Source organism: Actinophytocola glycyrrhizae, assembly GCF_042653545.1.
GTDB classification, from domain to species: Bacteria; Actinomycetota; Actinomycetes; order Mycobacteriales; family Pseudonocardiaceae; genus Actinophytocola; species Actinophytocola glycyrrhizae.
The window spans coordinates 721868-733323 of the sequence record NZ_JBHSIS010000003.1; the positions used below are offsets into that span (position 1 = coordinate 721868).

Here is an 11456-nt window from a genome sequence, read left to right on the forward strand (position 1 = left end):
GGAGCCCCTTTGGTGGCGGCTTGCGCCACCGCCGGACGTCTCACCTCTGCCTTCCCGGTGGCCTGCGTTCAGCCGGTCGGTTCGGGTGCCGACTGGTCCATGAGGTGGAGGGTGTTGCCTGCCGGGTCCTGGAACGCGACAGAACGGCCGCCGGGGATGTCGAAGGGCTTGCCGGACCACCTGATGTCCGGGTGCTCGGCCATGAACGTGTCCACGCTGTCGACGGCTTAGAACCCGCCTGCCCTCCACTGTGGACTGTCGTCCGGTGGCACGTCCAGCATCAGCTCGATCTCGGTGCCGGGAAGGCGGAACGCGGCGGGGCCATCGCCCTCGCGCCACGTCTCGTCGAGGCCGAGCACGTCGCGGTAGAAGGCCACCGCGGCTGGCAGGTCGGCCATCTCCTGAAAGCTAGTCGCGGCGTGGTTCGATCACCGGCGCGTCGATGACGATCGGGTCGTCGGCCACGACCTCGCCGTCCACCACGTCGTGGCGGACCACCCTGGCGCGGGCGGCGGCGCGGGCGAGCAAACGTTTGCGGACCACGGCCCTGGTCGGCGGGAACAGCAGCAGCAACGCCGCGATGTCGCTCACGAACCCGGGGAACAGGACCAGTGCCCCGGCGGCCCCGATCAGCATCCCGTCCGCCATCTCTGGGCTCGGGTCGCGCCGGTTGCGCAGCGCGTCGGCGAACGCCGTGAGCGTGCGGGTGCCCTGCCTGCGCAGCAGCGCCACCCCCGCCATCGACACGGCGATCAGCAGCAGGATCGTCCACAGCGCGCCCACCGCCTGGCCCACCGCGATGATCACGGCGAGCTCGGCGACGACCGCGATGAGCAGCAGTGCGAAGACAGGCATGTCCATCCAACGAACGAGCGCCCGGATTCACTCCCGGGCGGTGCGGGCCGCCACGACCGGCGGCACCCACAACGGTAGTCGCGTGGACGGCACCGCACACGACAGCGGCCGTCACCAGCGGCCGGACGGACTTTCTACATAACCTCGACGATTGGTAGAGAATGGGTGGATGGTGTCCTTCGACACACACCCGGACCGGTACCGGCACTGGACGATCCGCGTGGACGGCGACGTGGCCTGGCTCGTCCTCGACGTCGACGAACAGGGCGGGCTGACCCCCGGCTACGAGCTGAAGCTCAACTCCTACGACCTCGCCGACGCGCTGGTCACGTGGTGCCGGGCGGGCCTCGCCGCCTACAAGCGGCCGCGTGCCGTGGTGGGCATGGCGGAGCTGCCGAAGACCGCGACCGGCAAGATCCGCCGCAACGTGCTGCGTGAGCTGGTCGCGGACGAGCTCGTGGCGTACCCGGTGCCGACCTGATGTGACGTCCGGAGGTCCTCGCCCGGCCCGGTCACCGTGCACACGGTGACCGGGCCGGACCACGTCCCGAAGGCCGGCTTCAGCGGCATCGACGACGAGGAGACGGTGATCGGGGTGGCTCGGGCGCAAGCCCGGGGCCGCCCCCGGGGGTCACCGGGCCAGCACCAGGTAGGCGAAGCCCAGCACCCGCCGGTACACGGTCAGGTACTCGTGTTCCCTGCTGTCGGCCGTCGCACGCACCTGCGCCGCGCGCGGGTCGTCCGGGTTGGCCAGCAGCCACTCGCGGACGCCCGCCCGGTGGCGGGACTCGAAGTCGTCCCACTCGTGCTGGGTCGCCATCGACAGGTGCAGCACGTGCCAGCCGGTGTCCCGGCAGGCGGCGACCAGGTCGGGCAGCGCGAGGACCCCGTCGCCGAAGATCCCGGCCGCGGCCGGGGTGGGCGGGGACTCCCAGCAGCCGTCGCCGACGAGCACGCGACCGGAGGGCACGACGTCCGCCAGCGCGGTCAGCATCGCGCGGGCACCGCCAAGCGTGTGCGCCGAGCCGACGCACAGTGCGCGGTCGGCGGTGCCGCCGTAGCCTGCCGCGTCCTGCTCGACGAAGTCGACGTCGAGACCGCGGTCGACGGCCGCGCGCCGCCCCCGTGCCAGACCTGCCGGGTCGGTGTCCAGTCCGATCGCCTTCGCCGTCGTCCTGCCCGAAGCGCGGAGCAGGAGTTCGCCCCAGCCGCAGCCGAGGTCCACGATGGATGTCGCGGTGGTCAGGTCGAGGTGGTCGAGCAGCTCCTCCGCGTGGGGTTCGGACAGGGGTGTGTTCCACCGCAGGCGGGCGTACCGCGCGGCGTCGAGTTCGCTCACTTCAGGTAGACCCTTTCCTGGGTGATGGGGTAGCCGGCCCTGGCGAAGGTGGCCGCCATCGGCGTGTTGGTGGTGTCGGTCTCGGCGACGACCTCGTCGGCACCCGACTCGACCAGCAGGTGCGTGGCCTCCACCAGCAGGTCGTAGGCGTAGCCGTGGCCGCGCTGCTCGGGCACCACCCCGATGATGCCGATGACCGGGTTCGCGTAGTTGCGTCCCGGCACGGTCAGCCCGACCGGCTCACCGTCCGGTGTGTACGCGACCCGCCACCACTCGCGCGGCGACGGCATCCAGTTGAGGAACTCCAGCTCGTCCCGCGCGGCCGCGTCGACGCCGTCGCTGTCCCTGGTCCGCTGTTCGTGCGCGTCGAGCGACCCGACGACGATCCGCCGCAGCACGTCGAGGATCCGCTCGTCGTCCGGCTCGGGCCGGTACACCAGCCGCCCCGGCCGAGGCGGCAGCCCGTGCTCGGGTGTCCACCGGTACCGCAACCGCTCGACGAACGGCGCCATCCCGGCGCGCCGCGCGACGTCGATACGAGCCTGCGCGGCGGTGCGGACCGCGGGCTTGTCCCGCCAGCCAGGCGGCACGAGCAGGCAGTACTCGACGCCGAAGCGTGCCTGCTTGAGCAGGTCGACGGCAGCGTCGTCCGCACCGTCGGCGAAGTCGAGCCAGTCCAGCGCGATCGGTGCCTCGTCGTCCGGCCCACCCCACCAGGCGGCACGCGCGACCACGTCACCGTCGCGCAACGCCACCCACGTCCACTCTGGACGGTACTGCCGTAGCCCGACCAGTTCGAGGTAGTCCCGGCCGATGCTCTGAAATCCGACGAGCGCGGGGTCGGCGAGGGAAAGGAAGAGGTGCTCCTCACCCGCGGAGAGCGGGCGCAGTTCCAACATGTTCGTCCTTACGGGAGAGACGTGCTCCCCCGCGCGAACGCCCCGAATGCGAGGTGGGAGCACATGGTCGTCAACGCGATCAATGCCCTCACCTCCTCTCCCGGCCGTTGGGCGTGACTACAGACAACCACGCCGGTCAACTCATTTATCCCCGCGCAGCGCCCGGCTGGCACCCGCAGGGGTGGACCGCCGCAAAAGGCGCGTTCACGGCACAACCGGTGCCGTCAATGGGCCTTTTCAGGGCGCCCAGCGCCCTGAACGCGCCTTTCAGGGCATTGCCACGCCGTCAACGCGCCCAGGGCCCGCGAAGCGGGGCCCAGCCCACGCAACCCTGACGGTGGCGCAAGCCCACCCCAAAGGGGTTCCCTGCCATCCCGTAGGGAGGTCGACGGGATGGCAGGCAGACCCGCCCAAACCGCCGCCAAACAGCATCCCCCGCCACCCCAGAGACCTGCCCGTCCGGCGAGGACAAACCCGCAAGACCAACGGTCAGAACCCAGGAAGGCCCAGACAAGGCCGCTGACCAGACGCGAGGGGTGGTTCGAGGGGGCCGGAGGCCACCGCCTCACTCGGCCGCCAGCTCCGACCAGCGGTCCTGGGCGGGCCTTCGCCAGCGGACGTGCAGCTCGTTGAACAGCTCCGTCGCCGTCGTTCCCGTCCACTTGGGAGGGAGCAGCGTCGCGGGCAGTTGCGGGTCCAGGAAAGGGAAACGGCGCCACTCGTGCACGAGCAGCGTCTGTGCGCGCAGCACCTCGTCCGGCGTGGTGGGTGCCAGGTCGCAGAACTCGTCGACGAACCGCTTGTACCGCGCGGCGACGTCGGCGAGGTCCCACGCGCTCGTCACCATCGACCGTTCCGAGCCCAGCGCGCCGTAGTTCGCCAGGAACGACATGACCTGCGACGACAGCTCCAGCTCGTCGAGGATCAGCTTCGCGTCGGCCTCCGCCGCCGGGTGCGGGGTGATCCACACCCCGGCCGTCGGTGACCCGAAACCCGCCCAGCTGAGCCGGGTCCGGAGTTTGTGCCGCAGGTCGCGCATCGACTCCGGCACCGAGACGAGCACCACGAGCCACTGCCCGTCCCACTCGCGCGAACCGCTGCCGAAGCCGTAGATCCGCGACGCGCCCTCGGCGAGCAGGTGCCGTCCCGGTTCGGTCAGTGTCCAGCGCACGCGCCTGCCGACGCGGTCGGAACGCAGCCAGCCCTCCGCGGCGGTGCGGGCGAGCGCCTGACGGGCCGCCTTCTCCTCCACGTCGAACAGCGCGAGCACGTCCACCAGCGTCGACGTCCACACCGGCGCCTCCGACGGCAGCACGTACTCACCGAGCAGCGTCGTCAGCAGCGAACGCGCGCTGCCGCCGCTGACCTCCCGGCGTCGGCTGACCACCGGCTCAGCCATGACAGCTCCCCCCATCAGAACAGTGTCGGTGGAAGATATCCCTCCAGGGTGAGCAGCCGCCGTTTCGACTCGACGCCGGTGCCGCCGCTGAAACCGCCGAGGCCGTCGCCCGCGACCACCCGGTGGCACGGCACGACGATCGGGATCGGGTTGCTCCCCATGATCGACCCGATGCCGCGCGGCGGAATGCCGGAACCGCTGCGCGCGGCCAACTCCCCGTACGTGACGACCCTGCCGTACGGCACCGTCGAGTACAGCGTGCCGAGCACCCGCCGCTGCGCCTCGGACGTCAGCCGCCAGTCGACGTCGACGTCGAACTCCCGCAGCTCACCGGCGAAGTACCGGGAGAGCTGCGTGCGGATCCGGTCCGTCCCCGCGGCCGTCGGCGCCTCCGTGAGCCCCAGCCGCGCGCAGATCGCGGCTCTGATGTGCGGCGAGTCCGTGAAGGCGGTGGCCACCAGACCGGCGGCGGTGACCGCCGCCAGCACGTCACCGAGCTCCGTCGGCACGCTGCCGAACGCGACCGTGTCAACGCTGTCCACCATTGCGCCATTATGCGCGCGACGTGCCGGGATTCGCTGCCCCCGCGCACGTCTTCGGCCCACCGGCCGAACGTGCGGCGGCTTGGCGTACGGACCCGTTCATCTGGGCCGACGCGAGTGCCGTCAATGGGCCATTCAGGGCGCCCAGCGCCCTGAACGCGCCTTTCAGGGCATTACCACGCGCACCGACTTCATCTAGGCCGGTCGTTCCGGGTCGCCGAGCCGGGGGAACGGCGAGGTGGAGAAGACCACCTCGACCGCCACCCCGAAGTACTCCGCGATCCGCAGCGCCAGGAAAAGCGACGGACTGTACTCGCCGCGTTCCAGGTAACCGATCGTCTGGTAGTGGACGCCGAGTGCCTCAGCCAGCTGCCTGCGCGACACCCCGCGTTCGACGCGGAGCATCGCGATCCGGTTGTGGATCGTCTCGTTGGTGGTGCTCTTGCCCGTCATGTCACCCGCTGCATGGCCTTCTCCCGGCGCTCGGCGACGCTCGAGCCGGACTCGCGGCGCGCCATTCTGCGCAACACCATAGGGGCCACCAGCAGACCGGCCACCGCCCACGCGCCGAGCACGCCGAGTGTCTCCAGGTGCCGCCACGACTCGCCGATCTCCACCGCGGCAAGGTTGTCCGGCAGCATCGCCGAGCGCATGCCCAGCCCCAGCCAGTAGATCGGGAACACCTGCGCGAGGCCCTGCACCCACTCCGGCATCGCGCTGATCGGGTAGAAGATGCCGGAGACCGCGACCAGCCCCATCACCGGCAGCATGATCAGCCCGGAGTTGCGCGGGTTGGCGAACAACGACCCGGCGACCGCGCCCAACGGCAGGGTCGCGACCAGCCCGAGCGCGATCACCCAGACCAGCGTGAACCAGTCCATCGAGATGCCTTCGAGCATGAACAGGCTCGGGACCAGCACGAACGTCTGGGCGACCACGGTCATCCCGGACACCGTCACGATCTTGCCGATCAGGTACCCGAGCATGCCGTTCGGCACCGCCTTGGCACGCAGCAGCGTGCCGTCCTCGCGCTCCACCGCCAGCAACATCATCAGCGTGACGAGCCCGCCGAACGCGATGCCCATGCCGATGATGCTCGGCAGCGTCCGCGAGCCGAGCGAGAACGTCGTGCCCGGCACCGTCGCGTCCCGCATGAAGAACATGACGACCAGGAAGATCACCGTGGGGAACAGGTAGTTCCACAGGTCCTGGCCGGTGGTGAGGGTCTGCCGCACCTCGGCGCGGCCCCGTGCGAGACCCGCCCGCACCGCCGCCGTCGTGGGGGTCATCGGGTCACCACCTCGAACTCGCGCACCGCGTCCTCCTGCCTGCCGGACTCGAACTGCTGGACCATCGCCATGTAGGTGTCCTCCAGACCCGCCCGGCGCACCTCCAGATCGGACAGCCTGTCGTCGTGCTCGCGGAACAGCTGCCGCACGAACTCGGTCGCGTCGGCGGTCGAGTGCACGAACCGCTGCCCGCCGACCGTCCACTTCACCTCGGCCTCGGTGGACATCCGCCGCGCCAGCTCGTCGGCCGAGCCGTCGGCGATGATCGTGCCGCCCGCGAGGATCAGGATCCGGTCGGCGAGCTTCTCGGCCTCGTCCAGGTCGTGCGTGGTCAGCAGGATCGTCGTGTCGGCGTCGGCGAGCTGGTGCACGAGGTCGTGGAACTCGCGGCGCGCCTCGGGGTCGAACCCGGCGGTCGGCTCGTCGAGGAACAGCAGCTCCGGCCGCCCGACGATGCCGATCGCGACGTCCAGCCTGCGGCGCTGCCCACCGGAGAGGCGCGAGATCTTCTTGTCGGCGTGCTCGGTCAGCCCGACCGCGGCCACCAGCTCGTCGACGTCCCACGGCCGGGTGATGTCGTCCGTGCTGTACGGCGCGTAGTAGAGCCCCAGGTGCGCCAGCAGCTCCCGGACCTTCCACTTGCCGTGGTCCCGCCAGGACTGCAGCACCACCCCGAGCCGCGCCCGCCAGTTCTCGTCGCCGTGCGCCGGGTCGACGCCCAGCACGCGCACCTCCCCCGCGGAGCGCATCCGGAACCCCTCGAGGATCTCGATGGTCGTGGTCTTGCCCGCGCCGTTCGGGCCGAGCAACGCGACCACCTCACCGGAACGAGCGGTGAGGTCCACCCCGGTCAGGACATCCTTCGTGCCGTACCGCATCCGCAGGTCACGGACGTCGAGCACGTTCCCCTCGGACGCGGGCTGAGTCCCCCTCGCCTGCGTCTCCGCGTGATCAACCACGGCCACGATCCACCTCCCTGTCGTTCAGTTGCGGCGAACGATAGCAGGTGTACTACATCGTGGGGTAGGAGTTGTCCGATCTGTTCACCAGTCCTCGGCGGTCACTCCGAGGCCGGGCCCGAGAAGTCCGCCCTTCGCTTGTTGCGGATCGCGTCGACGCCCTCGTGGACGTCCGGCCCCGCGAAGCCCATGAACTCCAGGCCGAGCGAGGTGTCGAAGATCGGGCCAGCCTGGCGCAGCCAGTTGTTCAGCGCGTACTTGGTCCACCGGATCGCCGACTGCGAACCCCGCGCCAGCCGCGCCGCCACCTTGCGGGCGCGGTCGTGCAGCTCCTCCTGCGGCACGCACAGCGACACCAGCCCGATCCGCTCCGCCTCCTCGCCGGACACCGGCTCGCAGGTCAGCAGGTGGTACTTGGCCTTCGCCATGCCGCACAGCAGCGGCCACACGATGGCGGCGTGGTCGCCGGCCGCGACGCCGAGGCGGGTGTGACCGTCCATGATCCGCGCGTCGGTCGCGGCGATCGACACGTCCGCCAGCAGGCCGACCACGAGCCCGGCGCCGACGGCCGGGCCCTCGATGGCGGACACGATCGGCTTCGCGCAGTCGATCACGTTGTACACGAGGTCGCGGGCCTCGCGCAGCACGCGGATCCGCACCTCGAAGTCGTTCGCCATGTCGCTGACCAGGTCGAGGTCGCCGCCGGAGGAGAACACGCCGCCCTCGCCGCGGATGATCGCGACCCGGACGTCCGGGTCGCGGTCGATGACCCGCCAGACCTCGGCCAGCTCGCGATGCCCTTCGTGGCCGACCGCGTTGAGCCGCCCTGGCGCGGACATGGACACCTCGAGCACCCCGGCGCCGACCTCACTGCCGAGGTCGGCGAACCGCAGTGTCGGGAACTGTGTGGAGTAGTCGTGCACCCCACATGCCTACTCGATCGCACCGCCGAGTAGCCAGTACCCGGAGAAGTACACGTCCTTCTTGTCGAGCCCGCGCTCCCGCACCAGGTGCCGCCGCAGCGCCACCACCGCGCTCGACTCGCCCGCCAGCCACGCGTACGGGCGGCCCGCCGGGAACTCCGTGCGCGCGATCGCGTCCCGCAGCAGGTCGCCGCCGGCGGGCGCGCCGCCGCGGGACAGCCAGGTCACGTGCACCCCGGCCGCGCAGTCCAGTGGCCGCATCTCGCGCGGCGACTCGACCTCGAGGAACACCAGCGCGTTCCGGTCCGCCGGCATGGCCGACAGGATCGCGCTGATCGCGGGCAGTGCGGTCTCGTCGCCTGCCAGCAGCGTCCAGTCGGTGCCCTCGGCCGGCTTGAACTCGTAGCCGAGGATCGGCGAGTGCCGTGCGTCCGGCGCGGAGATCGCGAGCCGGTCGCCCGGTTTCGCGGCACCGGCCCAGCGCGACGCGGGGCCAAGGTCGCCGTGCAGCACGAAGTCCACGTCCAGCTCGTGCTGGTCGGCACGCAGCGCGCTGATCGTGAACGTGCGCATCGGCGGCCGGATCTCGTCGGGCATCGCGCGGAACTCACCGAACCAGTCCGGGCCCTCCGGCACGATCGGGTCGGACTGGCCGGGGCGCGGGAAGAACAGCTTGATCCGCTGGTCGTGGCCCGCGCTGGTGCACCGGGTCAGGTCCGGGCCACCGAACGTCACCCGCAGCATGGCCGGGCTGAGCCGCTCGGTGCGCACGACCTGGACGCGGAACAGGCTGTACGGCGCGACCGCCGTCTCCGTGACCGTCATCGCACGCTCACCAGCTGCGCCGGGATCTGCGTGCGGATCGAGTCGAGGATCTGGCCTGCCCGCACCGCCGTGGTCGACAGCAGCGACGACGAGATGCCGTGCGAGTGCTCGGTACTGCCCTGCAGGTAGAGCCCGGCCCGCAGTTCGCTGTCGGTGTGCACGCGGTAGTCGCGGGCGAGGTCGGGGCGGCCCGCCTCGTCGCGGTGGCACAGCACCGAAAGGTCGCCGAGCAGCCGCAGCGGGTCGGCGGGCCGGTAGCCGGTGGCGTACACGACGACGTCGCAGTCGAGCACGGTCTTCTCGTGCGTGGTCAGCGACTCGATGGTCGCGCGCACCCCGTCGCCCGTCTCGACCGTCTCGACCACCCGGGACACGTTGAGCAGCCGCAACCGCCGCGTGCCGAGCACCTTCTCCTGGTACACCCGCCGGTACAGCTCCTCGATCAGGTCGGTGTCGACGACCGAGTAGTTCGTGTTGGCGTGATAGTCCATGATCAGCTGCTTGACCTCGGGCGACGCACCGTAGAAGTGGTCGACGGCCGCCGGGTCGAACACGCGGTTGGCGAACGGGCTGTCGTCCGAGGGGCTGTAGCCGTAGCGGGAGAACACCCCGCACACCTCGGCGTGCGGGAAGGTGTCGTGGAGGTACTTGGTGACCTCGGCCGCGCTCTGGCCCGCGCCGACGACCGCGAACCGGACGGGCGGCGGGCAGGTGGTGGACCGCTGGAGCAGCTCGACGCGGTCGAGCAGGTCCCGGTTGTGCCACACCCGCTCCGAGAGCGTCACCCCGTCGGGCAGGTGCGGGGTGAGGCCCGTGCCGAACACGAGGTTGCGGGCGCGGACGGTGGTCGTGGTGCCGTCGGCGCGCCGGGCGGTGACGTCGAGCAGCTCGACCGTGCCCGCGACGGTGACGGGCGTGACCTCGACGACGTCGTGGCCGTAGCGCACCTCGTCGGCGAACCTGGCCGCCGCCCACTCGAGGTAGTCGTGGAACTCGATGCGCAGCGGGAACAGCGACTTCTGGTTGATGAAGTCGACGAGCCGGTCGGCGCTGTGCAGGTAGGACAGGAAGCTGAAGTCGCTGGTCGGGTTCCGCAGCGTCACGAGGTCCTTGAGGAACGAGACCTGCATCGTGGCGTCGTCGATGAGCATGCCCCGGTGCCAGCCGAACCGCGGCTGCCGTTCGAGGAACAGGCTCCGCACCGGGTGCTGGGTGCCTGCTTGTGCGTTGTGTTCGGCGACCGCGATCGCGAGTGCGAGGTTGGCAGGTCCGAAGCCGATGCCGACGACGTCGTAGACGTCGGTCTGCTCCGCGAGTTCCTCTGGCATTACCGTCCTCTCCTCGGCTAGAGGTAAGGCTAACCTAACGCAGCAGGCTAAGGATAGCCTCGCTTCACTTGACGGAGATCACCGAGAACTGGGAGTAGTCATGCGCGTGGCGCTGTTCGGGTACCAGACCTGGGGGCATCGCACACTGGAGGCGTTGCTCGGGTCGGAGCACGAGGTGGTGCTCGCGGTGACGCACCCGGCGAGCGACCACGCCTACGAGTCGATCTGGAACGACTCGGTCGCGGATCTCGCCGCGGCACACGGGGTTCCGGTCGTGGTGGGCAACCGGCCGGACGACGAGGTCGTGCGTGCGCTGAAGGACGCGGCGCCCGACATCATCGTCGCGAACAACTGGCGCACCTGGATCCCGCCGCACATCTTCAACTTCCCGCCGAAGGGGACGCTGAACGTCCACGACTCGCTGCTGCCCGCCTACGCGGGGTTCGCGCCGGTGATCTGGGCGCTCATCAACGGCGAGTCCGAGGTCGGTGTGACCGCGCACATGATGGACGACAACCTGGACGCGGGCGACATCGTGCTGCAGCGGTCGGTCCCGGTCGGACCCGAGGACACGGCGACGGACCTCTTCAACAAGACGGTCGACCTGATCGCACCGATCGTCGTCGACGCGCTCGCCAAGATCGACCGCGGCGACACGGACTTCGTGAAGCAGGACCCGTCGAAGGCGTCGTTCTTCCACAAGCGGTCCATCGAGGACAGCCGCATCGACTGGACGTGGTCGGCGGCGGAGCTGGAGCGGTTCGTGCGCGCGCAGTCCGACCCGTACCCGAACGCCTTCACCTACCACGGATCCACCCGCCTGCGAATCCTGTCGGCGGCGGTGTCGACCGGCCGGTACGGCGGCACCCCGGGCCGGATCTTCATCAAGGAGGGCGACGGCGTGGTGATCGTCGCGGGCGCCGACGCGCGTTACGGCCGCAACCACGGCCTCCTGCTGCGCCGCGTCCGCCTCGACGACGGCACGGAACTGGCGGCGACGGAGTACTTCCGCACGATGGGCGGCTACCTGCGCCAAACCCCGACCCCCTGACCCACCGAATGCCGTGAAAGGGCCGTTCAGGGCGCTGAGCGTCCTGA

Annotated in this window: 15 protein-coding genes; 2 read left to right on the plus strand and 13 right to left on the minus strand. The window is 70.5% G+C overall.

Annotated features, from left to right (window positions below):
* Positions 1 to 68 precede the first annotated feature (68 nt).
* From ACFPCV_RS09530 to ACFPCV_RS09540, 3 genes are read right to left on the minus strand one after another with little or no spacing between them, the layout of a single operon-like run.
* Positions 69 to 203 (minus strand): hypothetical protein, encoded by a 135-nt coding sequence (locus tag ACFPCV_RS09530; protein WP_378055680.1) that lies wholly within the window; start codon positions 201 to 203, stop codon positions 69 to 71.
* Between the two features lie 24 nt (positions 204 to 227).
* Entirely contained in the window at positions 228 to 398 is a 171-nt protein-coding gene (locus ACFPCV_RS09535) for a VOC family protein (protein ID WP_378055681.1), read from the minus strand.
* Positions 399 to 408: 10 nt separating this feature from the next.
* Entirely contained in the window at positions 409 to 855 is a 447-nt protein-coding gene (locus ACFPCV_RS09540; RefSeq protein WP_378055682.1) for an FxsA family protein, read from the minus strand.
* A gap of 169 nt (positions 856 to 1024) precedes the next feature.
* Between ACFPCV_RS09540 and ACFPCV_RS09545 the strand changes: the two genes are divergently transcribed.
* Positions 1025 to 1336, plus strand: coding sequence for an AMP-binding enzyme (locus ACFPCV_RS09545; RefSeq protein ID WP_378055683.1), 312 nt, complete (start codon positions 1025 to 1027; stop codon positions 1334 to 1336).
* Positions 1337 to 1486: 150 nt separating this feature from the next.
* Here the strand turns inward: ACFPCV_RS09545 and ACFPCV_RS09550 are convergent, their stop codons facing one another.
* The 10 genes from ACFPCV_RS09550 to ACFPCV_RS09595 form a co-directional block, all read right to left on the minus strand.
* Positions 1487 to 2194 carry an SAM-dependent methyltransferase gene (locus ACFPCV_RS09550; RefSeq protein ID WP_378055684.1) on the minus strand — a complete coding sequence of 236 codons (708 nt, stop codon included), beginning with the start codon at positions 2192 to 2194 and terminating at the stop codon, positions 1487 to 1489.
* Positions 2191 to 3093 carry a GNAT family N-acetyltransferase gene (locus tag ACFPCV_RS09555; RefSeq protein WP_378055685.1) on the minus strand — a complete coding sequence of 301 codons (903 nt, stop codon included), beginning with the start codon at positions 3091 to 3093 and terminating at the stop codon, positions 2191 to 2193. Before ACFPCV_RS09555 ends, ACFPCV_RS09550 begins: the two co-directional genes overlap by 4 nt.
* Before the next feature lie 565 nt (positions 3094 to 3658).
* A complete protein-coding gene (locus ACFPCV_RS09560) occupies positions 3659 to 4492 on the minus strand; it encodes a PaaX family transcriptional regulator (RefSeq protein ID WP_378055686.1) in 834 nt (277 codons plus the stop codon).
* 14 nt (positions 4493 to 4506) lie between these two features.
* A complete protein-coding gene (locus ACFPCV_RS09565) occupies positions 4507 to 5037 on the minus strand; it encodes a methylated-DNA--[protein]-cysteine S-methyltransferase (protein ID WP_378055687.1) in 531 nt (176 codons plus the stop codon).
* A 192-nt stretch (positions 5038 to 5229) separates the two neighbouring features.
* Positions 5230 to 5487 (minus strand): helix-turn-helix transcriptional regulator, encoded by a 258-nt coding sequence (locus tag ACFPCV_RS09570; protein WP_378055688.1) that lies wholly within the window; start codon positions 5485 to 5487, stop codon positions 5230 to 5232.
* Entirely contained in the window at positions 5484 to 6323 is an 840-nt protein-coding gene (locus ACFPCV_RS09575) for an ABC transporter permease (protein ID WP_378055689.1), read from the minus strand. Before ACFPCV_RS09575 ends, ACFPCV_RS09570 begins: the two co-directional genes overlap by 4 nt.
* Complete coding sequence (locus ACFPCV_RS09580; RefSeq protein WP_378055754.1) at positions 6320 to 7201, minus strand: ABC transporter ATP-binding protein; 882 nt, start codon at positions 7199 to 7201, stop codon at positions 6320 to 6322. Before ACFPCV_RS09580 ends, ACFPCV_RS09575 begins: the two co-directional genes overlap by 4 nt.
* Positions 7202 to 7383: 182 nt before the next feature.
* Positions 7384 to 8205 (minus strand): enoyl-CoA hydratase/isomerase family protein, encoded by an 822-nt coding sequence (locus tag ACFPCV_RS09585; RefSeq protein WP_378055690.1) that lies wholly within the window; start codon positions 8203 to 8205, stop codon positions 7384 to 7386.
* A gap of 9 nt (positions 8206 to 8214) precedes the next feature.
* Positions 8215 to 9030: a siderophore-interacting protein gene (locus tag ACFPCV_RS09590; RefSeq protein ID WP_378055691.1), complete on the minus strand. Its 816-nt coding sequence runs from the start codon at positions 9028 to 9030 to the stop codon at positions 8215 to 8217.
* Positions 9027 to 10358, minus strand: coding sequence for a lysine N(6)-hydroxylase/L-ornithine N(5)-oxygenase family protein (locus ACFPCV_RS09595; protein ID WP_378055692.1), 1332 nt, complete (start codon positions 10356 to 10358; stop codon positions 9027 to 9029). The genes ACFPCV_RS09590 and ACFPCV_RS09595 overlap by 4 nt, the downstream gene beginning before the upstream one ends.
* Before the next feature lie 100 nt (positions 10359 to 10458).
* On the opposite strand from ACFPCV_RS09595, the gene ACFPCV_RS09600 reads away from it, so the two are divergent.
* Positions 10459 to 11409, plus strand: a complete 951-nt coding sequence (locus ACFPCV_RS09600) for a methionyl-tRNA formyltransferase (protein WP_378055693.1) — start codon at positions 10459 to 10461, stop codon at positions 11407 to 11409.
* Positions 11410 to 11456: the final 47 nt, after the last annotated feature.

What these genes read in the sequence shown, in the direction of transcription:
- ACFPCV_RS09530 (WP_378055680.1), bottom strand. Translation starts at nt 203, where the DNA reads ATGGCCGAGCACCCGGACATCAGGTGGTCCGGCAAGCCCTTCGACATC.
- ACFPCV_RS09535 (WP_378055681.1), bottom strand. Translation starts at nt 398, where the DNA reads ATGGCCGACCTGCCAGCCGCGGTGGCCTTCTACCGCGACGTGCTCGGC.
- ACFPCV_RS09540 (WP_378055682.1), bottom strand. Translation starts at nt 855, where the DNA reads ATGCCTGTCTTCGCACTGCTGCTCATCGCGGTCGTCGCCGAGCTCGCC.
- ACFPCV_RS09545 (WP_378055683.1), top strand. Translation starts at nt 1,025, where the DNA reads ATGGTGTCCTTCGACACACACCCGGACCGGTACCGGCACTGGACGATC.
- ACFPCV_RS09555 (WP_378055685.1), bottom strand. Translation starts at nt 3,093, where the DNA reads ATGTTGGAACTGCGCCCGCTCTCCGCGGGTGAGGAGCACCTCTTCCTT.
- ACFPCV_RS09560 (WP_378055686.1), bottom strand. Translation starts at nt 4,492, where the DNA reads ATGGCTGAGCCGGTGGTCAGCCGACGCCGGGAGGTCAGCGGCGGCAGC.
- ACFPCV_RS09565 (WP_378055687.1), bottom strand. Translation starts at nt 5,037, where the DNA reads ATGGTGGACAGCGTTGACACGGTCGCGTTCGGCAGCGTGCCGACGGAG.
- ACFPCV_RS09570 (WP_378055688.1), bottom strand. Translation starts at nt 5,487, where the DNA reads ATGACGGGCAAGAGCACCACCAACGAGACGATCCACAACCGGATCGCG.
- ACFPCV_RS09575 (WP_378055689.1), bottom strand. Translation starts at nt 6,323, where the DNA reads ATGACCCCCACGACGGCGGCGGTGCGGGCGGGTCTCGCACGGGGCCGC.
- ACFPCV_RS09580 (WP_378055754.1), bottom strand. Translation starts at nt 7,201, where the DNA reads ATGCGGTACGGCACGAAGGATGTCCTGACCGGGGTGGACCTCACCGCT.
- ACFPCV_RS09590 (WP_378055691.1), bottom strand. Translation starts at nt 9,030, where the DNA reads ATGACGGTCACGGAGACGGCGGTCGCGCCGTACAGCCTGTTCCGCGTC.
- ACFPCV_RS09595 (WP_378055692.1), bottom strand. Translation starts at nt 10,358, where the DNA reads ATGCCAGAGGAACTCGCGGAGCAGACCGACGTCTACGACGTCGTCGGC.
- ACFPCV_RS09600 (WP_378055693.1), top strand. Translation starts at nt 10,459, where the DNA reads ATGCGCGTGGCGCTGTTCGGGTACCAGACCTGGGGGCATCGCACACTG.